We start from the raw sequence: 22665 nt of genomic DNA, 5'->3' as shown, positions 1-22665 counted from the left end.
TGCAGTATGATATTAAACAAAGAAACGGCACACAAAACTGCCGAATTACTTCTGCAAATTAATGCAATTAAATTACAACCACAAAAACCTTTTACATGGGCTTCTGGTTGGAAATCGCCAATTTATTGCGACAACCGTATAACACTGTCATATCCGCCGATTCGTAATTTCTTACGCGAGCAGCTTTCAAAGCAAATTGAAACGCTCTACGGAAAGCCAGATGCTATTGCAGGAGTTGCTACGGGAGCCATTGGTATTGGTGCTCTTGTTGCCGATTATTTGAACCTACCTTTCTGTTACATTCGTCCGGAAGCGAAAAAGCACGGACGTCAAAATAAAATTGAAGGTTATATTGAAGCGAATCAAAATGTCGTGGTGGTAGAAGATCTTATCAGCACTGGAAAAAGCAGTTTGTTAGCCGTGGATGCCCTTCGAGAAGCGAATGTAAACGTTAAAGGAATGGTAGCCATTTTTACCTATGGTTTTGATATTGCTGAAGAAAATTTTAAAAAGCACGACGTTCAGTTAAACACATTAAGTGATTATTCTAACTTGTTAGTGCAAGCAGAAAACACAAATTACATTTCGGCTGAAGAAGCTTTGTTATTATCCCAATGGAAAACAGATCCTGCGAACTGGAATCCAGACACAAATAACTAGGCACAATTGTTGTTTAAATAGTCATATAAAAAAACAAATCTTTCCTATGGAACTAAATAGTAAAAAAGTAACCGTTCAAAAATCTGCTTCGGCACTTTGTGATTTTTTAAGTGACGTTAAGAATTTTGAACAATTAATGCCAGAGAATATTAGCAAGTTTGAAGTTATCAGAGACGACGCTTTTGTATTTGCATTAAAAGGAATGCCAGAAATCGCATTAGAAGTAAAAGAAGTTCAAGCGCCAGAAAAAGTTGTTCTTGGTGCAATTAGTGATAAAATCCCCTTTACACTAACTAGTAACATTCAAGCCATAGACGAAACTTCTTCGGAAGCTGAATTGTTATTCTCGGGAGAGTTTAACAGCATGATGGCTATGATGATTAAAGGACCTATTTCAAAATTTATAGAAACACTTTCAGAAAACCTAGGAAAGCTTTAAAAGAGCATTTTCAATTGTTTCACCTCATATTTTTGAAGCGATTCGTCTTCAATTTCTAAAAGGAGTTCCCCAGTATCGGCAACTCCTTTTATAATTCCATTAAATTGCACTCCATCTTTACTTTCAAAAGCAGTCACCTTATTTCTTCGGAATAATGACGCTTCATAGGTTTGTTTTAGTACTTCTGAATTTCCTTCATCTAAAGCCTGTAATTGCCTAAAAACTTCTTCAGAAACAAGAACCAGTACTTCATCCAAATTAAATTGTATTCCTGAAGCCAATCGCATTGAAGTGGCTTGTGGTAATTGAATAAATTCAGTTTCATTCACATTTAAGCCAATTCCGACTACGGAAGCTATAACTTTAGAACCCTCCAACTGATTTTCAATTAAAATGCCGCATATTTTTTTCTGATATGACATTATGTCGTTAGGCCATTTAATAGAAACCATTGGAATTTGCAGCTTTTGAAGCGCCTTCTGCAGTGCTAATGCCACTGCAAAAGCAATCATAGGTTGCTGAGTTATTGGCAGCCCGTGAAATCGCTTAAACACACTAAACGTAAGGCTTCGCCCTGTTTTAGATTGCCATTTTGAGCCCATTTGCCCCCTACCTTGCGTCTGTGCTTCTGCTGTTACAATGGTACCGTCTTGTACCGTTACATTCCTACTTAAGTCTTTTAGGTAGGTATTTGTGGAGTCAATGGCATTAAGTTTGATTATCTTCACGGAGAAAAAGAATGTATTACTATTATGTTGGCAAAGTGTTTAAAGAAACAAAAAAGTAATAACTTTGCACAAATAAAAATTTTTAATGTCGAAGAAAGAAAAAGGAACCGACCAACTTATTACTCAAATAGTAAAAGGTATTGAAGAAGTAAAAGGACAAGACATTGATATTCTTGACCTTAGAGAAATAGAAAACACCGTATGTGACTATTTTATTATCTGCAATGGTACTTCAAACACACAAGTGAATGCAATTGTAAATTCAGTTCAAAAAACTGTAAGCAAAGCGCTCAAAGAAAAACCTTGGCACATTGAAGGTAGTGATAATGCTGAGTGGATATTGATTGATTATGTACACGTAGTGGTGCATGTATTTCAAAAACATATTCGCGAGTTTTATGACATAGAAGGATTATGGGGTGACGCGAAAACAGTTAAAATAGAAACTACTTATTAAAAAAATAAAATAGCCACATGGCAGACGATAAAAAAGACAAAAAGCCCGAGATTAAAAAACCTAAATTTAATGCATATTGGATATATGGTGCAATTCTTTTAGTATTTATAGGTATCCAATTTTTTGGAAGCGGTAGCTGGGCACAACCTGCGAAAACAACACAAGCTGAGTTTGAGCAATTCTTAAGAGATGGCGATGTTGAAAAAGTTGAAGTTGTAAACAAAAAAGTAGCCAAAGTATATCTTACAAAGGAAGCTAAGGAGAAAGCTGTACATGCGAATAAGAAGAAAAATAGTATTCTAGACGCTGGAGCCAGCGAACCAAATTATCAGTTTGAGTTTGGTGATCTTCAAAATTTCGAAAACAGTATTGCAACCATAAAACAACAAAACAACCTTAGCACTCAAGTTGTTTGGAATACAGAATCTAATGTTTGGGGCGAAATTCTAATTAGCCTATTACCGTTTGTAATTATTATTGGTATTTGGATTTTTATTATGCGTCGTATGTCATCTGGCGGTGGCGGCGGTGCTGGCGGACAGATTTTCAATATTGGAAAATCTAAAGCAAAACTTTTTGACGAAAAGACAGACGTTAAAACATCATTTAAAGATGTAGCAGGTCTTGAAGGTGCTAAAGAAGAGGTACAAGAAATAGTAGACTTCTTAAAAACACCCGATAAATACACCTCTTTAGGAGGAAAAATACCTAAAGGAGCTTTATTAGTAGGGCCTCCAGGTACAGGAAAAACGTTACTAGCGAGAGCTGTAGCTGGTGAAGCTAAAGTGCCTTTCTACTCGTTATCTGGATCAGATTTCGTAGAAATGTTTGTAGGAGTAGGAGCTTCAAGAGTTAGAGACTTATTTAAGCAAGCTAAAGAGAAAGCACCAGCAATTATATTCATTGATGAAATTGATGCTATTGGACGTGCTCGTGGTAAAAATAATTTCTCTGGATCGAATGACGAACGCGAAAACACCCTAAACCAGTTATTAACTGAAATGGATGGTTTTGGAACAAACTCTAACGTTATTGTTATTGCTGCAACCAACCGCGCCGATGTATTAGACAAAGCATTAATGCGTGCAGGTCGTTTTGACAGACAAATTTACGTGGACTTACCAGATGTAAGAGAACGTAAAGAAATTTTTGAAGTACACTTACGTCCTATCAAAACAGACGAATCGTTAGATTTAGACTTTTTCGCAAAACAAACTCCTGGTTTCTCTGGAGCTGATATCGCCAATGTATGTAATGAAGCTGCACTTATTGCTGCTAGAAATGAACATAAATTTGTTGCAAAGCAAGACTTCCTTGATGCAGTAGATAGAATCGTTGGTGGTTTAGAAAAGAAAAATAAAATCATTACTCCAGACGAGAAGAAAGCAATTGCTTATCACGAGGCTGGACATGCAACTGTTAGCTGGATGCTAGAACATGCTGCTCCGTTGGTAAAAGTAACTATCGTTCCTCGTGGACAGTCGTTAGGAGCTGCTTGGTATCTTCCTGAAGAGCGTTTAATTGTACGTCCAAATCAAATGCTTGATGAAATGTGTGCTGCTTTAGGTGGTCGTGCTGCTGAGAAAGTAATTTTCAATGAAATTTCGACAGGCGCATTAAGCGATCTTGAAAAAGTGACGAAACAAGCAAGAGCTATGGTAACCATTTATGGTTTAAATGATAGCATTGGAAACTTAACGTATTACGATTCTAGTGGTCAGAATGAATATGGATTCTCAAAACCATATAGCGAGAAAACTGCTGAAATGATTGATAAAGAAATTTCAAATCTTATCGAAACACAATACCAACGTGCTATCGACCTGTTAGAGCTTCATAAAGACAAGCTTACAGAATTAGCCAATGTATTGTTAGAGAAAGAAGTGATTTTTAAAGACAATCTTCAGAAGATATTCGGAAACAGACCTTTTCAAAAAGATGAAGAAGAAACAGAAACGGCGACTACTTCGTAAGTAATCCTTTTTGATTATTTGCCGAAACTTTAGTTTTATGATAACAAAACTTCAGTAGAGATTTTATATCTTTGAATAAGCCTAATTATAAAACTCTTCAATACGACTAAATGAGTCTATTTAAAAGACTTCTAAACCCTAAATACAAGTCAGATGAAAAAGCCAAAAAGGCTAAGGATTCTGAACATGGTAAATATTACCCAGAAGAGAAGCTTCCTATAGATGAAAAATTCACCTATAACTTCAATAAAAATGGAGGTAAATTTCTGTATTGTGAAAACATGACAGAGGTTTTGGAAGCTTTCGACAATATACTTTTAGAAAATGATTGGTACGAACGGGATGTGTTCTGTTTAAATGAATTACTTACCGCTAGGTTTGACGGCTTCAATTTAAACTTTATTGAAAAACCCGACGCTACTTTTTTTCTATTACCCTGTGAAGCATTAGTTGCTAACAATGGCGCTATATTACTTTCATCAAATCAGATAAAAGAGAAAAAGCTAAAAGAACTCCCTTCCAACTTTGTTGTTTTTGCCACTACGAGTCAATTAGTAGAATCGATTAGTGAAGGACTTCGAAACATAAAAAACCAAAGTACTAATTATATTCCAAGTAATATTACTACTATTCAAGACTTTGAGCCTGAAAAAGAAAAGGACTTTATGAGTTACGGAAGTAGCACAAAAAACCTATATTTGCTGCTATTGGAAGACCTATAATATGAAGGAAGTTATCGTGCGAACTATATCGGGTGTTTTATACATTTCTATAGTTATCTTTTCTATGTTCACCTCGCGCGAATGGTTCATGGGTCTTTTTTTTGCACTTGCTATCATCACCTTGCGTGAGTTTTTAAAATTGGTTCATCTTACAAGTTACCTTGCCTATTTTTTACTAGCACTATCTCTTTACTTTTTAAGTTACTCCATTTTCGAAATAAATGCAGTTAACTTATTACTCATACTATCGTGTTTTGTAAACCTATTTCTTTTTAATGATTTACTCTGGGTTAGCAAAATACCCATGTTTGAAAAGAAGAAATACGTCGCTGTAATTTTTTACATTATTAGCGGCTTTGTATTTCTTACGCTCATCCCAATGCAAAAAGGAGAGTTCACCCCAAGCATTGTAATCGGTATCTTTATCCTTATTTGGGCAAACGACACCTTTGCGTATATTATTGGTAAAAGTTTCGGAAAACATAAATTACTAGAACGTATCTCCCCTAAAAAAACCATTGAAGGCTTTTTTGGAGGTTTAGTAGGCGCGGTTATCGCTAGTTTTTTTATATTTAAATACCTAAGCGATTACGATTTTTACATTTGGATCATACTTGCTTTAATTAGCTCTGTTTTTGGTACTATTGGAGACTTAATACAATCTAAGTTTAAACGACAAGCAGGTGTAAAAGACAGTGGAAAACTTATGCCAGGACATGGTGGTTTGTACGACAGATTGGACAGTATTATATATGCAAGTCCGTTTATTTATGCATTTTTAGAAATAATAAATTATGTTTCATAAAGAAGGAAATACTATTATCATAGCAACGCTTGCTATCTGTATTACAGCAGCATTACTACTCAATCATTTTATTGATAATGTAATTTTAAAAAATACGCTTATCGGTGTTTTTATACTGCTATTATTTCTTGTGCTACAGTTTTTCAGAAATCCAAAAAGAAACTTCTTACTCAATGAAAACCAAGTACTATCGCCAGTTGACGGAAAGGTAGTTGTGATAGAAGAAGTTTTTGAAAAGGAATATTTTAACGAAAAAAGACTTCAAGTTTCTGTGTTTATGTCGCCCATAAACGTACACGTAACTCGATATCCAGTAGGTGGAAAAGTTGTATTTAGCAAATACCATCCCGGTAAATTCTTAGTGGCATGGCATCCTAAATCTTCTGAAGAAAATGAACGAACTACTGTTGTTGTAAAGTCGCCTATTTTTGGAGATGTATTACACCGTCAAATTGCAGGTGCTTTGGCAAAACGAATTGTAAATTATGCCGAAGAAGGACAAGAAGTAAATCAAGCTGATGATAGTGGATTTATTAAATTTGGTTCTAGGGTAGATGTATTCTTACCTTTGGACACAAAAGTTAACGTAAAATTGAATCAAGTTGTAAAAGGAGGAATCACCGTACTTGCTGAAAAATAATGAATTCTGAAGAACTAAATACTGCCTTTTTAAATGCCGTAAAGAGCATTAATGATCACACGGAGCCTTTTCCTGCAGATTTGCTACTTCGGCTGTATTCGTATTATAAAAAGGCTACAAACTCACAAGACCAACCTAGCAGCAGCAATCCTTTAATTAGTGCTTTTAAAACCAACGCACTCTTCCAAACGCGAAATTTAAGCTCTGATGAAGCTAAAGAATTATACATTGAAACGGTGACCCATTATTTCCTGTATAGAAAATAACAGGCCTTTGTTTCTGTTATTTTAAACTTGCCAAACTCGTTTTTATCATCTCTATTTTAGACAATGCATCAGCTTCTTTCTGACGCTCAATAGCCACCACCTTTTCTGGTGCACTATTTACAAAACGTTCGTTTTTAAGTTTTCCTTGAACACTCTTTAGGAAACCTTCCGTGTATTTTAATTCTGCGGAAAGTTTTTCAATTTCCTCTTCTACATTAATAGTTCCAGAGATAGGCACAAAATACTCATTCGATTTTACTCTAAATGTCAAAGCTCCTTCTAAAGCTTCCGTAATGTAATTTATTTCTGAAATGTTTCCGAGTTTCGCAATTACAGCATCAAAAGACGTCGGTGCATTGTCGTTATTTAATACCGAAAGTGATATTTCATCTTTAAATGAAATGTTTTTCTCTTTACGAATGGTTCGTATTCCAGAAATCACTTCCGAAGCAAATTCAAAATCAGAAATAAGCTGTGTATCGTATGCTTCTGAAGCAGGCCATTTTGCTATAATAAGAGCTTCTTCAGGAGTTCTATCAGTAATATGTTGCCAAATTTCTTCAGAAATAAAAGGAACAAAAGGATGTAACACTTTTAAGTTATCTTCTAAAATAGCAATAATCTGTTTGAAGGTTTTTTCTGAAATTGGTTCCTGATATCCAGGTTTTACCATTTCTAAGAACCACGAACAGAAATCGTCCCAAATTAATTTATACGTAGCCATTAGCGCATCACTAATACGGTACTTTCCGTAGTGATCTTCAAGTTCCACCAATGTTTTCTGAAACTTACTCTTGTACCATTTTATAGCGATTGCAGCTGTTTCAGTTTCTTCTTTTTCTGCGGAAACTTCCCAACCATCAATTAAACGGTAGGCATTCCATATTTTATTTACAAAACCACTACCCTGCTTACACAAGTCTTCTTCAAACATTAAATCGTTTCCTGCCGGTGAGCTTAATAACATCCCAACACGCACCCCATCGGCACCGTACTGACCTATTAAATCAATTGGATCGGGAGAATTCCCTAAGGATTTGCTCATCTTACGACGTTGCTTATCACGAACAATCCCTGTTAGATATACATTGGTAAATGGTTTTTCACCTCTGTATTCATACCCAGCAATAATCATACGCGCCACCCAAAAGAATAAAATCTCTGGAGCCGTTACCAAATCGTTGGTTGGGTAGTAATAATTAACCTCATCATTATCGGGCTCTAAAATCCCGTTAAACACACTTATAGGCCATAACCAAGAAGAAAACCAAGTATCTAATGCATCTGGGTCTTGTTTTAAATCTGAAGCTGTAAGGGCTTTATTCCCTGTTTTTTCTTGTGCTTTCACAACCGCAGCGTCTAAGGTTTCAGCAACGACAAAATCTTCTTTCCCATCACCATAGAAGTAGGCCGGAATTTGTTGTCCCCACCATAACTGACGTGAAATATTCCAATCACGTACATTTTCCATCCAATGGCGGTAGGTGTTTATGAATTTTTCAGGAACTAATTTTACATCTTTTTCTAAGACAGCATCCAAAGCAGGTTGCGCCAATTCTTTCATCTTCAAAAACCATTGATCGCTTAATTTAGGCTCAATAACTGCACCCGTACGCTCACTGGTTCCTACTTTATGCATGTGCGTTTCAATTTTAGAAACCACCCCCATACCTTGAAGCTCTTTTACAATCTCTTTACGAACTACAAAACGATCTTTCCCTTGGTAATGCATTCCGAAGCTATTTAAAGAAGCGTCGTCATTTAAAATATCGATGACTTCTAAATTGTGCTTTTCACCTAAGGCCTTATCATTTTCATCGTGTGCAGGCGTTACTTTTAAGCACCCTGTACCAAATTCAATATCTACATATTCGTCTTCTATAATTGGAATCACTCTATTGCAAATAGGCACAATAGCTTTTTTCCCTTTTAAATGCTGAAAGCGCTCATCGTTCGGATTGATACAAATAGCTGAATCTCCTAAAATAGTTTCAGGACGTGTAGTAGCAATGGTCAATACATCGTCACTACCTTCAATTTTATATTCTAAATAATATAGATTTCCTTGTTTTTCTTCATAGATCACTTCTTCATCTGAAAGTGTTGTTTTTGCTTCAGGATCCCAATTTACCATACGATACCCGCGGTAAATATTTCCTTTTTCATACAAATCAACAAAAACCTTAATAACAGAAGCAGACATATCGTCATCCATGGTGAACTTCGTTCGTTCCCAATCGCAAGAAGCACCTAATTTCTTAAGCTGCTCTAGAATAATCCCTCCGTGCTTGTGTGTCCATTCCCACGCGTGCTCTAAGAAATCTTCGCGCGACAACGTAGCTTTATCTATTCCGTCAGCTTTAAGTTTCGCAACTACCTTAGCTTCGGTCGCAATAGAGGCGTGATCGGTACCAGGTACCCAGCAGGCGTTGAATCCTTTTAAACGAGCACGACGAATTAATACATCTTGAAGCGTATTATTAAGCATGTGTCCCATATGCAATACTCCCGTTACGTTAGGTGGCGGAATCACAATGGTATAAGGAGTCCTTTCATCCACTTCTGAATGAAAATAATTATGCTCTAACCAGTAGCTATACCACTTATCCTCAACGTTTTTCGAACTATATTTTGCCTCTAAAGCCATTTTTGGTCTAATTTTTGAACTATAATCGGCAAAAGTAGGTATATCTACAGGATTATAAAAGTGAATAACTTATTTTGCAGATAGAAGTAAAGTTACCTAAATTAGCAATTATCAAAAAAATTGAAACCATGAAAAAATTAGCACTTATCGCATTAGTGACACTAGTAAGTTTTGCTGCTAATGCACAAGCAAAAATTAGTTTTAAAACTGAAACTGTCGATTATGGCGAAATCGCAAAAGGAAGTGATGGAATTCGTGTATTTGAATTTACAAATACAGGAGATCAACCATTAATTATTTCTGACGTAAAATCGAGTTGCGGCTGTACTGTTCCAAAAAAACCAGACGGCCCTGTTGCTGCTGGCGCGACGAGTACAATTCAGGTAAAATACGACACCAACCGCGTGGGTCCCATTAGAAAAACAATCACTGTGTATTCTAATGCAGACGAACCAATTAAAGCCTTAAAAATTAAAGGAGAAATTTTACCTGAAGGTAAAAGTGTTCTAGAAAAAACAGAGTAATAATATACTCATTACAGTATTCAAGTCTGGTTTTACATTCGTTTAAAACCAGACTTTTTTTATTATAATACCTTTTCTAGCGCAAACTTCACCTTCAACAATTGATTATTTCTCCGAATTAAAAGTTTTATTTTCTTCCCTACTTTAGAAGAAAAGAGGGTATTTAGTTCATAAAGTTTTGTTTTGTAAACAGCCATCCCGTTTACTTGAACAATTTCATCTCCAGCTACAATTCCTGACAAAGCAGCAGGAGACCCTTCTCTAACTTCAACTACAATATAACGAGGCACTAAAATAATTTGAGTATAAACACTTGCATCTGTTACAATTTTAATTGGTGTATTAGCCCCTACCTCTCTTGAGTTTTCAAACGTTAACTTTTGCCAGGTGGCACGTTCTGTCACTACATCCAAACCATCGTGTTCAATTGTTAATCCAGCCATATTATAATAAAAAGGCTCGTTAAAATTTCTGTTTTTACGTAAGGTCATGGTTTTGGCTTCATAATCTACCCAAACAGTAAACCGCTTTAGAATATCCCCACCTATGCTTCCGTCTCGATCTTTAAAAAAGTTGATTCCCTCTATGGCTTGTTTGTCTGGAAAAGCAACTTTCACATCTTCTAAATGATGACTTCCCACCCAAACTTCGTTTAGTTTTGATCGCTTTCCGAAGATATTCCCACTAAAGCCCAATCCTAGATAATCTTTAAAATAAGATTCATTTGTACTAGAAAATGATTCAGGTTCATCAAATAACCACAAAGCATCACTTGAACCAGAATCTACCAGAAGAGTTATAGACTGCTTTACATTATTATAATCTGCCATCGATATTTCTGCATAGGGTTTGTTGTTATAAAAGACTAAATTGAGAACTTCACAACCATTGCATTTTTTTCTAGAATAGTTTTTGGGATTATAAAAAGTTACCTTTTTGGAAACATAATCTGTTTTTACTATAAAATTTTTAAAAAACTCATAGCCCAGAATTCCGTGAATGGGAACTCCCATTCGAGTAGAAAAGTTTAAAGAGGTATCAAATATTAAATACACAGAATGATCATCATCACTAGCCTCACCCACTTTTATTTTATTACCCGCACTTTTAAAAGCCAATACACCTTCGCCTGCACCCAAGCCGCGCATTTTGACTGGAGTTGCTTTATTGATTAATAAAGTATCCGACTCTGTAATTCCGAATAAAATAGTGGCATCTACACCTGTATCTAACAAAAAAGAAAGAGGCACCCCGTTCACTTCTACAGGAATAATTACTAAATTATTAACAAGTTCAAAGGAGATTTTATCTTTATGAGTTCCTGTGGGCAATACAAGTCCTTCCTGTGAAAAAGAAGTAGCAGTACAACAAAAAAAAATTGCCGTAAAAATATATAATAACGATATTTTATAGATTGCTTTCAACTTACTTAAGATAGTAAAAAATTACGGAAAGAGGCGAAAAGAGGTATTGATTTATTAAATATATTTTGCAACTTTGCCTCCATTAAATATACATCCTATGCCGAGCATTTCAGTAAAGGGGCAACACATGCCTGAATCGCCAATTCGTAAATTAGTTCCTTTTGCAGAAAAGGCCTATAAAGCGAAAAAGACTGTCTATCATTTAAATATTGGACAGCCAGATATTAAGTCGCCAGTACTAGCAATGGATGCTGTTGCCAATCATTCGCTAGAAATTTTAGCGTACACACGTTCTGAAGGCTCGCAAGAATACCGTGAGAAAATTGCAACGTATTACCAAAACAACAACATCCCTGTAGAAGCAAATGAAATTATAGTAACTACCGGCGGTAGTGAAGCTTTGTTGTTTGCCATGGGAAGTATTGCAGATGCTGGAGATGAAATTATCATTCCAGAGCCATTTTATGCAAATTACAATGGTTTTGCTACAGCTTCAGATGTAAATATCGTTCCTGTTATTTCTAAAATTGAAGACAATTTCGCGTTGCCTCCTATTTCAGAATTTGAAAAACTTATTACTCCTAAAACCAAAGCAATTCTAATTTGCAACCCTGGAAATCCAACAGGGTATTTATATTCAAAAGAAGAAATTGAAAAACTTGCTGCCATTGTAAAGAAACACGACCTCTTTCTAATTGCAGATGAAGTATATAGAGAATTTACATACGATGGCCTAAAACACTTTTCTATCCTTGAGACTGAAGGCTTGGAAGAGCACGCTATTATTATTGACTCTGTCTCTAAAAGATACAGCATGTGTGGCGCACGTATTGGTTGTTTGGTTTCTAAAAACAAGCAAGTAATTAAAACAGCTTTAAAGTTTGCACAAGCTAGGTTAAGCCCTCCTACCTTTGCTCAAATTGCTAGTGAAGCTGCACTTTCTACACCACAAAGTTATTTTGACGAAGTGATTGAAGAATACCAAGAACGAAGAAACACATTGGTAGAAAACCTTCAAGCAATTCCAGGGCTGAAAGTTGGAGTTCCTAAAGGTGCTTTTTATTGCATCGCAGAATTGCCTGTAAAAAATAGTGATGCTTTTGCGCAATGGCTATTAGAAGAGTTTGACGTAAATGGCGAAACGATTATGGTAGCGCCTGCTGGAGGTTTCTATTCTAGCCCTGGCGTTGGATTAAATCAGATACGAATCGCTTACGTATTAAACAAAGAGAGTCTTATCAAAGCCGTTGAAATACTAAGAATCGCATTACAAGAATACAAAGACTAATGCTGATTGAAACCAACAAGTCCCTTAAAAATCTGAACAGCTTCGGAATTGACTGTAAAGCGAAACACTACGTTTCTATTTCATCCGTTTCAGAATTAAAAGAAATTCTAGCCAATAAAGAATATCCTAATCGATTCATCTTAGGCGGCGGAAGTAATATGTTGTTAACACAAGATATTGATGCGTTGGTAATTCATCTAAATCTGAAAGGAACAACCGTAATTAGCGAGGATGAAGATACCATTCAACTCGAAGCTATGGCGGGTGAAAACTGGCATGAATTTGTAACTTCATGTATTGACAAGGGATATGGCGGACTCGAAAACCTGTCGCTTATCCCTGGTAACGTCGGAACGGCACCCATTCAGAATATTGGCGCATACGGTGTTGAGTTGAAAGATTCATTTGTTCGTTGCACTGCAGTTTCTATTGAAGACCAATTGGAGCTAAGCTTCAGTAAAGCTGAATGTAATTTTGGATATCGAAACTCTATTTTCAAAAACGAGGCAAAAGGAAAATATATTATTACAAGCGTTGTTTTCAATCTGACAAAACAGAATCACGCTTACAAAACTTCTTACGGGGCTATTCAGCAAGAGCTTTCAGAAAAAAACATAGAAAACCCTTCTATCAAAGATATTTCTGAAGCAGTTATTTCCATTCGCCAATCGAAGTTACCTGACCCAAAAAAATTAGGAAATAGCGGAAGTTTTTTCAAAAATCCTGTGGTCAATAACGAGGTGTTTAATAAATTCAGAATACAAAATCCTGAAGCTCCTTTTTACGAGGTATCACCTACCGAATTTAAAATTCCGGCAGGCTGGCTTATTGAACAAGCTGGATTTAAAGGAAAGCAGTTTGGAGAAGCAGGTGTTCATAAAAATCAAGCACTCGTTCTAGTAAACTACGGAAACGCAACAGGCTCCGAAATTTGGGAACTTGCTTTATTGATTCAGAAAAAAGTAAAAGAAAAATTCGGGATTTATATTGAACCCGAAGTGAATGTTATTTAGAAGATAACACGTTATCTAGTACGTGCAACACTCCATTACCACCAACAATATCACTTTTACCTAGAGTTGCTTTTTTACCAGCTGCACTAGAAAGTACAATTTTAGTCCCTTCTCTTGAAGCAGTAATCGTTTCTCCAGAAAGTGTTGTTAGTGCATAATTTCCTTTAGCGCTTTTAATTTCCTGCACCAAATTAGTAGATTTTAAATCTGCTTTTATAATATGAGCATTCACAAACGCTGCTAGAGTTTCTTTATTTTCTGGATTTAAGAGACTCTTCATTGCCTCATCTCCCATTGCTTTTAGTGCATCGTTCGACGGAGCAAAAATAGTAAAGGGTCCTTTATTTTTTGCTAACATATCCGTAACTCCGGCACTCACCATTAAGCTTACAAAAGACTTTAACTCTGGCGTAACCATTGCCTTCATCAATACACTGTTTACTTGATTCTTATCTTCTTCAGAAAGATCTTTTTTCTTTTGAGAAGTAGATTCATTCTTTTTAGCCACAATTGTTTCAGCTTCCACAGAAGTATTTTTAACTTCATTTTTACACGAGAACGTAACAATTGTAAGTCCTAAAAGGAAGAGAGTACGATAGATCAATTTCATAGTTAAAATCTTAATAATTTAGGCTAAAAATAACCAAAATACCTTCACAACACCAAGAAAGATTGTATTTTTGTAGCTCAAATTAAGCGTATGAAAATTTTAGTTATCACTTTTGCATTATTATTACTTGCTGTAGCTGGTATTGCTATCAAAATATGGGGTAAAAAAGACGGTAAATTTGCGGGTACTTGTGCCAGTCAGAGTCCTTTTCTAAATAAGGACAATGAAGCTTGTGGTTTCTGCGGAAAAACTCCGGATCAATTTGAAAATTGTACCGAAGACACTCACAAAGCATAACCAACCTCCTTCTGTCTGTTGTGCCGTTTTAAAACGGCCTACAAACCTACATCCCCGTAACCTTTAATTTAATTTTATGGTGCTACTTTACGTGCTAGGCATTGTTGTTTTTTTAAACTGTGTTTATTTCTTAGTATTCTCTAAATTTTCTTTTTCCAAAACTTTGGATCCTATTTCTTCGGAAAATCATGCGATTTCACTGATTGTTTGCGCGAAGAATGAAGCTGAGAACCTTAAAAACAACATCCCTTTGTGGTTGGCACAAGCGTATCCAAATTTTGAAATTATTTTAATTAACGATGCTTCTTCAGACGATACCTTAGAAATCATGGAGCAATTTGCTGCTGAAAACGATTGCATTCAAATTGTAAATGTGAAAAACAATGAAGCTTTTTGGGGAAACAAAAAATACGCACTTACGTTAGGAATTAAACGTGCTAAAAACAAACGCATGTTGTTTACAGACGCAGACTGCAAACCCGCAAGCAACAATTGGCTCGCTCTAATGGCAGGTTCATTTACTGAAGAAAAAGAACTTGTATTAGGATATGGTGCCTACGAAAAAGCTCCTGGCTTATTAAACAGTCTTATTCGGTATGAAACGCTTCTTACTGCAGTACAATATTTTTCGTACGCCAAAGTAGGAATGCCTTATATGGGCGTGGGCAGAAATCTCGCGTACACTAGTAATTTATACTACGCGAACAACGGGTTTATGTCGCACATTAAAATACCTTCAGGCGACGACGATTTATTTGTAAATGAAGCAGCAACTTCAAAAAACACAGCGCTTTGTTATTCAGAAAATGCATTTACGTATTCCCTTCCGAAGAAAACTTGGAAATCATGGTTTATTCAGAAAAAAAGACACGTTTCTACTGCAAAACTGTACAAACCCACTCATAAATTTTTACTCGGAACTTACTATTTCTTAAACCTATTATTTTGGATCGTTGCTGCAGCAAGCTTTGTGTTTCTAGATTGGAAAATTCCAGCAATACTTATTAGCTTCCGTTTTTTAGTGCAATGGATTACCATAGGAAAAGCCGCTTCAAAACTTAAAGAGAATAACTTGATTCCTTTTCTTCCGTTTTTAGATTTATTTTTAGTCTTCATTCAAATGAGTATCTTTATTTCTAATAGCGTTTCAAAACAAACTAAGTGGAATTAAAAAAGAGCGAACTTCTTACCCAAATACAAAAAGCAAAAGCCGGAAAACAAGGTGCCTTTAAATTTTTACTGGATCATTTTTGGAATGAAGTCTTTGGTTTCCAATTAAAACGCGTTAAAAACGAATACGAAGCAGAAGATATTACCATCGAAACTTTTTCGAAAGCCTTTGACAAGATCAATACTTTTGACGAGAATTACACCTTCGGAACATGGCTTATCACCATTTCTAAAAATATTCAAATTGATAAATCTCGAAAGAAAAATGCAGCGGTGTACCTTCAGACCGCCGATGTAGGTGATGAACACGTTCAGAAAATTGTGGACGACTCTCCTACACCAGAAGATATTCTGATTACAGAACAAAATCTTGCAGAGCTTTTACTATTCATAAAACGACTTAAACCCCACTACCAAGAAGTAATCAATCTTCGATATTTTAACGAGATGAGCTATAATGAAATTTCAGAATCGCTCAACGAACCTCTTAACAACGTTAAAGTTAGACTGCTAAGAGCCCGTAAATTATTGGCCGAAATCATTACACAACACCGCAAAGTGTAATTTACAACCTTACCTTTCAGAAAAAACAAACCGCACAAAATCTAGAATTCGAATACAAATCAATTGGTTTATTTGAACCGTTCTGCTTGAAATTAAAATCATTTTAGTTGTACCTTTGTAAAACAATATGAGCACAGAAACTATAGACATTCAGAAACGCACACCAAAACCAAAATGGTTACGCGTTAAGCTTCCTACGGGTAAAAAATACACCGAGTTAAGAGGCTTAGTAGATAAGTATAACTTGCACACTATTTGCACATCAGGAAGTTGCCCAAACATGGGTGAATGCTGGGGAGAAGGGACTGCAACTTTCATGATTTTAGGAAATACTTGCACCCGTTCTTGTGGTTTTTGCGGTGTAAAAACTGGACGCCCAGAAAGCGTAGATTGGGACGAACCTGAAAAAGTAGCGCGTTCTATTAAAATCATGAATATTAAACACGCCGTGATCACCTCAGTAGATCGCGACGATATTAAAGATATGGGTTCAATTATGTGGGCCGAAACCGTAAAGGCGATTCGCAGAATGAACCCCGAAACAACCTTAGAGACTTTAATTCCCGATTTTCAAGGAGAGACTCGTAATATTGACCGTATTATTGCTGTAAAACCTGAAGTGGTTTCGCACAATATGGAAACCGTAAAACGATTAACAAGAGAGGTTCGTATTCAAGCAAAATACGAGCGAAGTTTGGAAGTGTTGCGATACTTAAAAGCGCAAGGAATTAATCGTACCAAAAGTGGAATTATGTTAGGGTTGGGCGAAAAAGAAGAGGAAGTAATTCAAACACTCGAAGACTTGCGCTCTGTAGGCCTTGATATTGTTACGATTGGACAATACTTACAACCTTCTAAAAGACATTTACCAGTAAAAGAGTTTATCACTCCAGAGCAGTTTAAAAAATACGAAACTATTGGCCTAGAAATGGGCTTCCGTCATGTAGAGAGTGGTGCCTTAGTTCGTTCGTCATACAAAGCACAAAAACATTTAACATAGGTTACTAAAATGGCTTCAAAAGTAAAAATTGGAATTAACGGTTTTGGACGTATTGGCAGAAACCTGTTTAGAATTCTTTTGCATCATCCCACCATTGAAGTTATTGCCGTTAATGATCTTGCCGATGCGAAAACACTAAGTCATTTACTAAAGTACGATAGCATTCACGGAGTTTTACACGAAGACATTTCGTATACTGAAAATGAACTAATTGTCGCGGGTAAAAAAATAGCTTTTTCTTCGGAAAAAAACATAGAAGCAATTCCGTGGAAAGATGTAGATATTGTAGTAGAAGCCACTGGAAAATTTAAAACAAGAGAAGCATTAGAAAAACACCTGAAACTAGGTGTTCAAAAAGTGATTTTATCTGTCCCTCCTCTTGAAGATGATATAAAGACAGTTGTTTTAGGAGTAAACGATTCCATTTTAGACGATAGTGATACTATTATTTCTAATGCTTCGTGTACAACTAATAATGCCGCACCTATGCTACAAGTAATTAATGAACTTTGTGGTATTGAGCAAGCGTACATTACAACCATACATTCGTACACAACCGACCAAAGCCTACACGATCAACCGCATAGAGATTTACGTCGTGCGCGTGCTGCTGGACAATCTATTGTACCCACCACTACTGGAGCTGCAAAAGCGTTAACTAAAATATTTCCTGATTTAGCAGATGCTATTGGAGGTTGTGGAATTCGGGTTCCAGTTCCGAATGGCTCTTTAACCGATATCACCTTCAATGTAAAAAAAGAAGTGTCGATAGCCACTATAAATGAAGCATTTAAGAAAGCTTCCGAAGGGAGTTTAAAAGGAATATTACAATATACGGAAGACCCAATTGTCTCTGTTGACATTATTGGAAACACCCATTCGTGTATTTTTGATGCTGAAATGACTTCAGTGATAGGCAAAATGGTTAAAATTATTGGTTGGTATGATAATGAAAGAGGGTATTCATCGAGAATAGTTGATTTAATCGCCAAGATATCGAGGAAATAACTATATTTATCGCTTAACTACACACCCTGTTTGAGTAAAGTTGGTTTTACATACAAAATATTAGCCCCATTTTTGATATTTTTCTTACTATCAAGAGTGGCCTTTGGCATGCAAACTAATCAAGATAGTATTGCAAGTGTTATTAGACATTGTCAAGAAGCCAAACTAAATATTGCAACTCAAAACTTCGATAAAGCAATTGACAACTTAACCGAAGCAAACTTTCTTGTTTCAAATATCAACAACAATCAATTAAAGGGTGGGGTATTGCAAACCTTTGTTTTTCTGTACTATGCCGTAAAAAATTACGAAAAAGCAGATTCGGAGAACATAAAGGCGATCACACTATTTCAAAAAAACGACGACAAATTGAGTCTTGCCAAAGCATATACCATGCAAGGGCTCATTTTAACGCAAACAGGAAGATTTAACCAAGCGGAAGGTTATTTTAATGACGCCGATGAATTATTTACACAACTGAATGATGAGCAAACCCAATCGAATGTTTTAATTGGTCTTGGAGTTCTTGAGTTAAAAAGAGGAAATCCAAAAAGGGCTGTAAACTATTTTGATGCTGGAATTCCGCTTTACGACAACTTCCATTTAACGTACCAAGAAGCATATGCGCAACTTAACAAAGCAGACGCTCTTTTGCAACTAGAAAATGAAGTTGGCTACCAAAACATTGTATTGGCAAAACAAGCTTATAAAAAAGCGCTTGCAATTATAGACACAAACTCCTATGCTTCCTTAAAAATTGAAAGTTATAATACAGCATACCAAATCGCCAAAAAAGACAACAATTTAAAAGAAGCACAAGAAAACCTAATAATATATACAACTAAAAAAGATTCCATCTTTAAAGAGTATATAAAAACTAGTTCAAGAGCATTAGACATCGAGTCCAATTTAGGAGATTTAAATCAAATCATTGAAGAACAAAAAAACGATTTAGACAAAAAGAAGAAATCGCTTAACTTCGGTAAAATGACGAATGGATTAAGCATTGCTTTAATTGTTATACTATCCCTTCTAACGCTATCGCTTTACAAAAACAATAATTTAAGAGCCAAGGCGAACGAGTTGTTGCAAGACAAAAACAACGAATTACAGCTCGCAAAAGAAAAAGCCGAAAAAGCTTCACTAGCGAAAGCACAATTTCTTTCAACGATTACACACGAGCTTCGTACTCCATTATACGCAGTAACAGGACTAACCCATTTATTAATGGAGGAAAATCCTAAAGAGTACCAAAAAGAGCATTTAAATTCGTTGAAGTTTTCAGGAGAATACCTTTTATCTCTAATCAATAACATCCTAGATTTAAACAAACTAGAAGCCAACAAGGTAGAAGTAGAAAAAACTACTTTTAATCTTAAAAAGCGTATCAATGACGTGTTAATTGCTTTAAAGAAATCGGCCGATGACAAGAAAACAAAACTACATTTAGAATTTGATGATAGCGTGCCTGACAGACTTGTTGGAGACCCATTAAAACTATCACAAATTCTCATCAACTTAATAGGTAACTCTGTAAAATTTACCCAAAATGGTGATGTATATGTTCGGGTTAAAAAATTAGACCTAAGCAAAAACAAAGTAATGCTTCATTTTGAAGTGGAAGACAATGGGGTTGGTATTTCTAAGAAAAAGCAAAAAAGTATATTTGAAACATTCTCCCAAGGCTCACTGCAAATCAACAGAAAGTTTGGCGGAACTGGATTAGGGCTTTCCATTGTTAAAAACCTCTTAGAGTTGATGAATAGTAAAATTCAGCTTGAAAGTGATTTAGGGAAAGGATCTAAATTTTGGTTTAATATCAACTTCCTTGTTTCCGACAATAGTGTTGAAGTAGATACTGCTGCAGATCGAGGACTGGAAGTAGATTTAGAATCGCTTGTTAACAAAAAAGTACTGGTTGTAGAAGACAATAAAATCAACCAGATGATTACCAAAAAAATCTTAGAGAAAAATAAGATGGTTTGTATGGTAGCCGACAACGGTATGGAGGCAGTCAAACTGGTTAAAAACAATAAATACGATGTTGTATTGATGGACATCCACATGCCTGGAATTAGCGGAATAGAAGCCACTCAAAAAATACGCGCTTTCGACACAACGCTTCCAATTATTGCACTAACTGCTGTTACTATCGATGAAAACTTAGACGATTTCTACCAAGCAGGCTTTAATGAAATCATTCCGAAGCCTTTTAAACCTGAAGAGTTTTTTGAGAAAATCTATAAGGTAATTCACTTTAAATTAGAACCTGGAGACTCTAACTAAAACGAGCTTCATCTATCTTTTCTAGTATTGTTTTTTTCAAAAATTCTTCCTGCTCTCTCAATATAATTGTTTTGATAGGAAGATAGTAGATGGCAAACTTCCCCAATTTAGGTTGTAGTCGCATATAATCTTTTTCGGTGGTGAGAATAATCTCATTCTTCTTCAATTTGGCTATTTCCGAAGCAGAGAAATGATGGTGGTCAGGAAATTTATCATGCGTAAACTGAAACTCATTTCGCTTCAAAAAATGAATCAATGGCTTCGGATTTGCAATTCCAGTTACCAATGTGAATTTTTTATTCTGAAGGTACTGTAACGGAAGGGTTTCCGAAGGACCAAAAATAAAATCATCATAGCCTATTTTTGAAAAATACACTTTCTGATTAGTTGTAAGCTGTAACGATTTTTCTATTTCCTGCATTTTTGCATACGAAACACCTTCTGGACATTTGGTCACCAAAACAATATCTGCCCTCTGCGCTCCGCTTCTAAACTCACGCAAATTTCCCATTGGCAATACGTAGTCGTTACTATACAAGTCGTTAAAAGGTGTTAGTAATATATAGGTTGATGCTTTAACTTTTCGGTGCTGAAAGGCATCGTCTAGCAATATCACATCTGCTTTAGCTTCCAATTGCTCAATTCCTGTACGTCGGTCTGCACACACTGCAATGGTAGTGTCTGAAAAATTCTGCTTAAACTGAAGCGGCTCATCTCCTACTTCTTCAGCAGTACTTGTTACCAAAACTTCACGAAATCCAGTAGTTTTTCGCTTGTATCCCCTACTTAATACAGCTATTCGAAAATCTTTCCGAAGAAAATCGATTAAAAATTCAATCATGGGAGACTTCCCTGTACCGCCAGTAGAAAGGTTTCCGACGCAAATAATAGGAGTGTCATACGTCCTGCTCTCCCACCAACCTTTATCGTAAAAATAATTTCGGACGGCAGTAATTACACCGTAAATCAGTGAAAAAGGAAACAGTATTTTCCGTAGCAAATTCATTTAACGAAAGTAACTTTTTTATCTTTACCGTAAAATAAAAACAATGAAGGTTAAAGATGTAATTCACGTTTTAGAAGAGCTTGCACCAAATCGCTACGCCGAAGGTTTTGACAATACAGGGCTCTTAGTTGGAAATAAAGACACTACTATCACAGGTGTTCTGGTCACACTAGACACGCTAGAAAGTGTGGTCGATGAAGCGATTGAAAATAAATGCAATCTCATTGTAAGCTTTCATCCCATTATTTTTTCTGGTTTAAAAAAGATTACAAATGAAACCTACGTAGAACGTGTTGTCGTTAAAGCCATACAGCATAATATTGCTATTTATGCGATTCATACTGCGTTAGATAATTCTTTTCAAGGTGTGAATGCAATGATTTGCGAAAAGCTACACTTAGAAAACAAAAAAATTCTAATTCCGCAGAAAGGCACCATCAAAAAACTTATCACGTTTGCTCCTATAAAAGACGCAGAAAAGGTACGAGAAGCTTTATTTGCTGCGGGTGCTGGAGGCATTGGAAATTACAGTAATTGTAGTTTTACCACCAACGGAATAGGGAGTTTTAAAGCCAACGACCAAGCAAATCCTGTCATTGGAAAAAAGGGCGAACTTCATTTTGAAGAAGAAACACAAATTTCGGTTACGTACTCAAAACACCTTGAATCTAAGGTGCTTTCCGCTTTATTTAGCGAACATCCATACGAGGAAGTTGCCCATGAAATTACAACGTTAGAAAACAACGATCAGCATATTGGAATGGGAATGATAGGCGAATTTTCTTCGGAAAAAACCGCTTCTGAGTTTATTCTACATCTGAAGCAAACAATGAATACTGAATGTGTACGTCATTCTAAAATAAGTTCGAAACCCATAAAAAAAGTAGCCGTACTGGGCGGAAGCGGAAGTTTTGCCATTGAAGCTGCTAAACACGCTGGCGCTGATGCTTTTGTGACTTCCGACTTAAAATATCATGATTTTTTTAAGGCTGAAAACACCATCCTTTTAGCAGATATTGGACATTATGAAAGCGAACAATACACAAAAGAGCTTTTACATTCTTTCCTTAACAAAAAAATCACTAATTTTGCAATCGTTTTATCACAAACAAACACCAATCCTATTAGCTATTCTTAA

At 35.9% G+C, this 22665-nt stretch carries 23 protein-coding genes; 18 read left to right on the top strand and 5 right to left on the bottom strand.

From position 1 onward, the window contains the following. Positions 1-6: 6 nt before the first annotated feature. Both pyrE and BLQ00_RS11055 read left to right on the top strand, forming a co-directional pair. Complete coding sequence (gene pyrE, locus BLQ00_RS11060; RefSeq protein ID WP_093144282.1) at positions 7-660, top strand: orotate phosphoribosyltransferase; 654 nt, start codon at positions 7-9, stop codon at positions 658-660. Between the two features lie 46 nt (positions 661-706). Further along, positions 707-1099 carry an orotate phosphoribosyltransferase gene (locus BLQ00_RS11055; protein WP_093144280.1) on the top strand — a complete coding sequence of 131 codons (393 nt, stop codon included), beginning with the start codon at positions 707-709 and terminating at the stop codon, positions 1097-1099. On the opposite strand, the gene BLQ00_RS11050 is transcribed toward BLQ00_RS11055, so the two are convergent. Next, on the bottom strand, positions 1096-1827 hold the full coding sequence (locus BLQ00_RS11050; protein WP_093144279.1) for a biotin--[acetyl-CoA-carboxylase] ligase: 732 nt from the start codon (positions 1825-1827) through the stop codon (positions 1096-1098). The genes BLQ00_RS11055 and BLQ00_RS11050 overlap by 4 nt on opposite strands. Before the next feature lie 85 nt (positions 1828-1912). On the opposite strand from BLQ00_RS11050, the gene rsfS reads away from it, so the two are divergent. From rsfS to BLQ00_RS11020, 6 genes are all read left to right on the top strand, one after another. After that, positions 1913-2284, top strand: a complete 372-nt coding sequence (gene rsfS, locus BLQ00_RS11045; RefSeq protein ID WP_093144277.1) for a ribosome silencing factor — start codon at positions 1913-1915, stop codon at positions 2282-2284. A gap of 17 nt (positions 2285-2301) precedes the next feature. Then, positions 2302-4257, top strand: a complete 1956-nt coding sequence (gene ftsH, locus BLQ00_RS11040) for an ATP-dependent zinc metalloprotease FtsH (RefSeq protein WP_093144276.1) — start codon at positions 2302-2304, stop codon at positions 4255-4257. A gap of 110 nt (positions 4258-4367) precedes the next feature. Next, positions 4368-4979: an LUD domain-containing protein gene (locus BLQ00_RS11035; RefSeq protein WP_093144275.1), complete on the top strand. Its 612-nt coding sequence runs from the start codon at positions 4368-4370 to the stop codon at positions 4977-4979. 1 nt (position 4980) lies between these two features. Beyond that, the gene (locus tag BLQ00_RS11030) at positions 4981-5784 is read left to right on the top strand and encodes a phosphatidate cytidylyltransferase (RefSeq protein WP_093144274.1); all 804 of its coding nucleotides are present in this window, start codon (positions 4981-4983) and stop codon (positions 5782-5784) included. Then, positions 5774-6424, top strand: a complete 651-nt coding sequence (locus tag BLQ00_RS11025; protein WP_093144272.1) for a phosphatidylserine decarboxylase family protein — start codon at positions 5774-5776, stop codon at positions 6422-6424. The genes BLQ00_RS11030 and BLQ00_RS11025 overlap by 11 nt, the downstream gene beginning before the upstream one ends. Next, positions 6424-6690, top strand: coding sequence for an acyl-CoA-binding protein (locus BLQ00_RS11020; protein WP_093144270.1), 267 nt, complete (start codon positions 6424-6426; stop codon positions 6688-6690). Before BLQ00_RS11025 ends, BLQ00_RS11020 begins: the two co-directional genes overlap by 1 nt. Before the next feature lie 16 nt (positions 6691-6706). Here BLQ00_RS11020 and BLQ00_RS11015 read toward each other — a convergent pair whose 3' ends face one another. After that, positions 6707-9337 (bottom strand): valine--tRNA ligase, encoded by a 2631-nt coding sequence (locus BLQ00_RS11015; protein WP_093144269.1) that lies wholly within the window; start codon positions 9335-9337, stop codon positions 6707-6709. Positions 9338-9465: 128 nt separating this feature from the next. Between BLQ00_RS11015 and BLQ00_RS11010 the strand changes: the two genes are divergently transcribed. Further along, positions 9466-9861, top strand: coding sequence for a DUF1573 domain-containing protein (locus tag BLQ00_RS11010; RefSeq protein WP_093144660.1), 396 nt, complete (start codon positions 9466-9468; stop codon positions 9859-9861). 62 nt (positions 9862-9923) lie between these two features. Here BLQ00_RS11010 and BLQ00_RS11005 read toward each other — a convergent pair whose 3' ends face one another. Beyond that, positions 9924-11285 carry a retropepsin-like aspartic protease gene (locus BLQ00_RS11005; RefSeq protein WP_093144267.1) on the bottom strand — a complete coding sequence of 454 codons (1362 nt, stop codon included), beginning with the start codon at positions 11283-11285 and terminating at the stop codon, positions 9924-9926. Positions 11286-11382: 97 nt separating this feature from the next. On the opposite strand from BLQ00_RS11005, the gene BLQ00_RS11000 reads away from it, so the two are divergent. Beyond that, on the top strand, positions 11383-12573 hold the full coding sequence (locus BLQ00_RS11000; RefSeq protein ID WP_093144266.1) for a pyridoxal phosphate-dependent aminotransferase: 1191 nt from the start codon (positions 11383-11385) through the stop codon (positions 12571-12573). After that, on the top strand, positions 12573-13586 hold the full coding sequence (gene murB / locus BLQ00_RS10995) for a UDP-N-acetylmuramate dehydrogenase (RefSeq protein ID WP_093144264.1): 1014 nt from the start codon (positions 12573-12575) through the stop codon (positions 13584-13586). The genes BLQ00_RS11000 and murB overlap by 1 nt, the downstream gene beginning before the upstream one ends. On the opposite strand, the gene BLQ00_RS10990 is transcribed toward murB, so the two are convergent. After that, positions 13579-14196, bottom strand: coding sequence for a fasciclin domain-containing protein (locus tag BLQ00_RS10990; RefSeq protein WP_093144263.1), 618 nt, complete (start codon positions 14194-14196; stop codon positions 13579-13581). The genes murB and BLQ00_RS10990 overlap by 8 nt on opposite strands. Before the next feature lie 90 nt (positions 14197-14286). Between BLQ00_RS10990 and BLQ00_RS10985 the strand changes: the two genes are divergently transcribed. The 6 genes from BLQ00_RS10985 (at position 14287) to BLQ00_RS10960 (ending at position 20521) form a co-directional block, all read left to right on the top strand. Beyond that, positions 14287-14493, top strand: coding sequence for a membrane or secreted protein (locus tag BLQ00_RS10985; protein ID WP_093144261.1), 207 nt, complete (start codon positions 14287-14289; stop codon positions 14491-14493). Between the two features lie 163 nt (positions 14494-14656). Then, positions 14657-15664, top strand: a complete 1008-nt coding sequence (locus tag BLQ00_RS10980) for a glycosyltransferase (RefSeq protein WP_308425280.1) — start codon at positions 14657-14659, stop codon at positions 15662-15664. Further along, the gene (locus tag BLQ00_RS10975) at positions 15655-16227 is read left to right on the top strand and encodes an RNA polymerase sigma factor (protein WP_093144258.1); all 573 of its coding nucleotides are present in this window, start codon (positions 15655-15657) and stop codon (positions 16225-16227) included. Before BLQ00_RS10980 ends, BLQ00_RS10975 begins: the two co-directional genes overlap by 10 nt. A 127-nt stretch (positions 16228-16354) precedes the next feature. Further along, positions 16355-17227: a lipoyl synthase gene (gene lipA / locus BLQ00_RS10970; RefSeq protein WP_093144257.1), complete on the top strand. Its 873-nt coding sequence runs from the start codon at positions 16355-16357 to the stop codon at positions 17225-17227. A 9-nt stretch (positions 17228-17236) separates the two neighbouring features. After that, positions 17237-18235 carry a type I glyceraldehyde-3-phosphate dehydrogenase gene (gap, locus tag BLQ00_RS10965; RefSeq protein WP_093144255.1) on the top strand — a complete coding sequence of 333 codons (999 nt, stop codon included), beginning with the start codon at positions 17237-17239 and terminating at the stop codon, positions 18233-18235. A 108-nt stretch (positions 18236-18343) separates the two neighbouring features. After that, positions 18344-20521, top strand: coding sequence for a tetratricopeptide repeat-containing hybrid sensor histidine kinase/response regulator (locus tag BLQ00_RS10960; protein ID WP_093144254.1), 2178 nt, complete (start codon positions 18344-18346; stop codon positions 20519-20521). On the opposite strand, the gene lpxK is transcribed toward BLQ00_RS10960, so the two are convergent. Then, entirely contained in the window at positions 20514-21527 is a 1014-nt protein-coding gene (gene lpxK / locus BLQ00_RS10955) for a tetraacyldisaccharide 4'-kinase (RefSeq protein WP_093144252.1), read from the bottom strand. The genes BLQ00_RS10960 and lpxK overlap by 8 nt on opposite strands. 43 nt (positions 21528-21570) lie before the next feature. Between lpxK and BLQ00_RS10950 the strand changes: the two genes are divergently transcribed. Continuing rightward, positions 21571-22665, top strand: a complete 1095-nt coding sequence (locus BLQ00_RS10950) for a Nif3-like dinuclear metal center hexameric protein (protein WP_093144251.1) — start codon at positions 21571-21573, stop codon at positions 22663-22665.

The organism is Ulvibacter litoralis, from assembly GCF_900102055.1.
Taxonomy (GTDB): Bacteria; Bacteroidota; Bacteroidia; order Flavobacteriales; family Flavobacteriaceae; genus Ulvibacter; species Ulvibacter litoralis.
This window is presented reverse-complemented; position numbering and strand designations above follow the sequence as displayed.

Excerpts from the sequence above, each read along its gene's own strand:
- pyrE (WP_093144282.1), top strand. The coding sequence starts at position 7 with ATGATATTAAACAAAGAAACGGCACACAAAACTGCCGAATTACTTCTG.
- BLQ00_RS11055 (WP_093144280.1), top strand. The coding sequence starts at position 707 with ATGGAACTAAATAGTAAAAAAGTAACCGTTCAAAAATCTGCTTCGGCA.
- rsfS (WP_093144277.1), top strand. The coding sequence starts at position 1,913 with ATGTCGAAGAAAGAAAAAGGAACCGACCAACTTATTACTCAAATAGTA.
- ftsH (WP_093144276.1), top strand. The coding sequence starts at position 2,302 with ATGGCAGACGATAAAAAAGACAAAAAGCCCGAGATTAAAAAACCTAAA.
- BLQ00_RS11035 (WP_093144275.1), top strand. The coding sequence starts at position 4,368 with ATGAGTCTATTTAAAAGACTTCTAAACCCTAAATACAAGTCAGATGAA.
- BLQ00_RS11030 (WP_093144274.1), top strand. The coding sequence starts at position 4,981 with ATGAAGGAAGTTATCGTGCGAACTATATCGGGTGTTTTATACATTTCT.
- BLQ00_RS11025 (WP_093144272.1), top strand. The coding sequence starts at position 5,774 with ATGTTTCATAAAGAAGGAAATACTATTATCATAGCAACGCTTGCTATC.
- BLQ00_RS11020 (WP_093144270.1), top strand. The coding sequence starts at position 6,424 with ATGAATTCTGAAGAACTAAATACTGCCTTTTTAAATGCCGTAAAGAGC.
- BLQ00_RS11015 (WP_093144269.1), bottom strand. The coding sequence starts at position 9,337 with ATGGCTTTAGAGGCAAAATATAGTTCGAAAAACGTTGAGGATAAGTGG.
- BLQ00_RS11010 (WP_093144660.1), top strand. The coding sequence starts at position 9,466 with ATGAAAAAATTAGCACTTATCGCATTAGTGACACTAGTAAGTTTTGCT.
- BLQ00_RS11000 (WP_093144266.1), top strand. The coding sequence starts at position 11,383 with ATGCCGAGCATTTCAGTAAAGGGGCAACACATGCCTGAATCGCCAATT.
- murB (WP_093144264.1), top strand. The coding sequence starts at position 12,573 with ATGCTGATTGAAACCAACAAGTCCCTTAAAAATCTGAACAGCTTCGGA.
- BLQ00_RS10990 (WP_093144263.1), bottom strand. The coding sequence starts at position 14,196 with ATGAAATTGATCTATCGTACTCTCTTCCTTTTAGGACTTACAATTGTT.
- BLQ00_RS10985 (WP_093144261.1), top strand. The coding sequence starts at position 14,287 with ATGAAAATTTTAGTTATCACTTTTGCATTATTATTACTTGCTGTAGCT.
- lipA (WP_093144257.1), top strand. The coding sequence starts at position 16,355 with ATGAGCACAGAAACTATAGACATTCAGAAACGCACACCAAAACCAAAA.
- gap (WP_093144255.1), top strand. The coding sequence starts at position 17,237 with ATGGCTTCAAAAGTAAAAATTGGAATTAACGGTTTTGGACGTATTGGC.
- BLQ00_RS10960 (WP_093144254.1), top strand. The coding sequence starts at position 18,344 with ATGCAAACTAATCAAGATAGTATTGCAAGTGTTATTAGACATTGTCAA.
- lpxK (WP_093144252.1), bottom strand. The coding sequence starts at position 21,527 with ATGAATTTGCTACGGAAAATACTGTTTCCTTTTTCACTGATTTACGGT.
- BLQ00_RS10950 (WP_093144251.1), top strand. The coding sequence starts at position 21,571 with ATGAAGGTTAAAGATGTAATTCACGTTTTAGAAGAGCTTGCACCAAAT.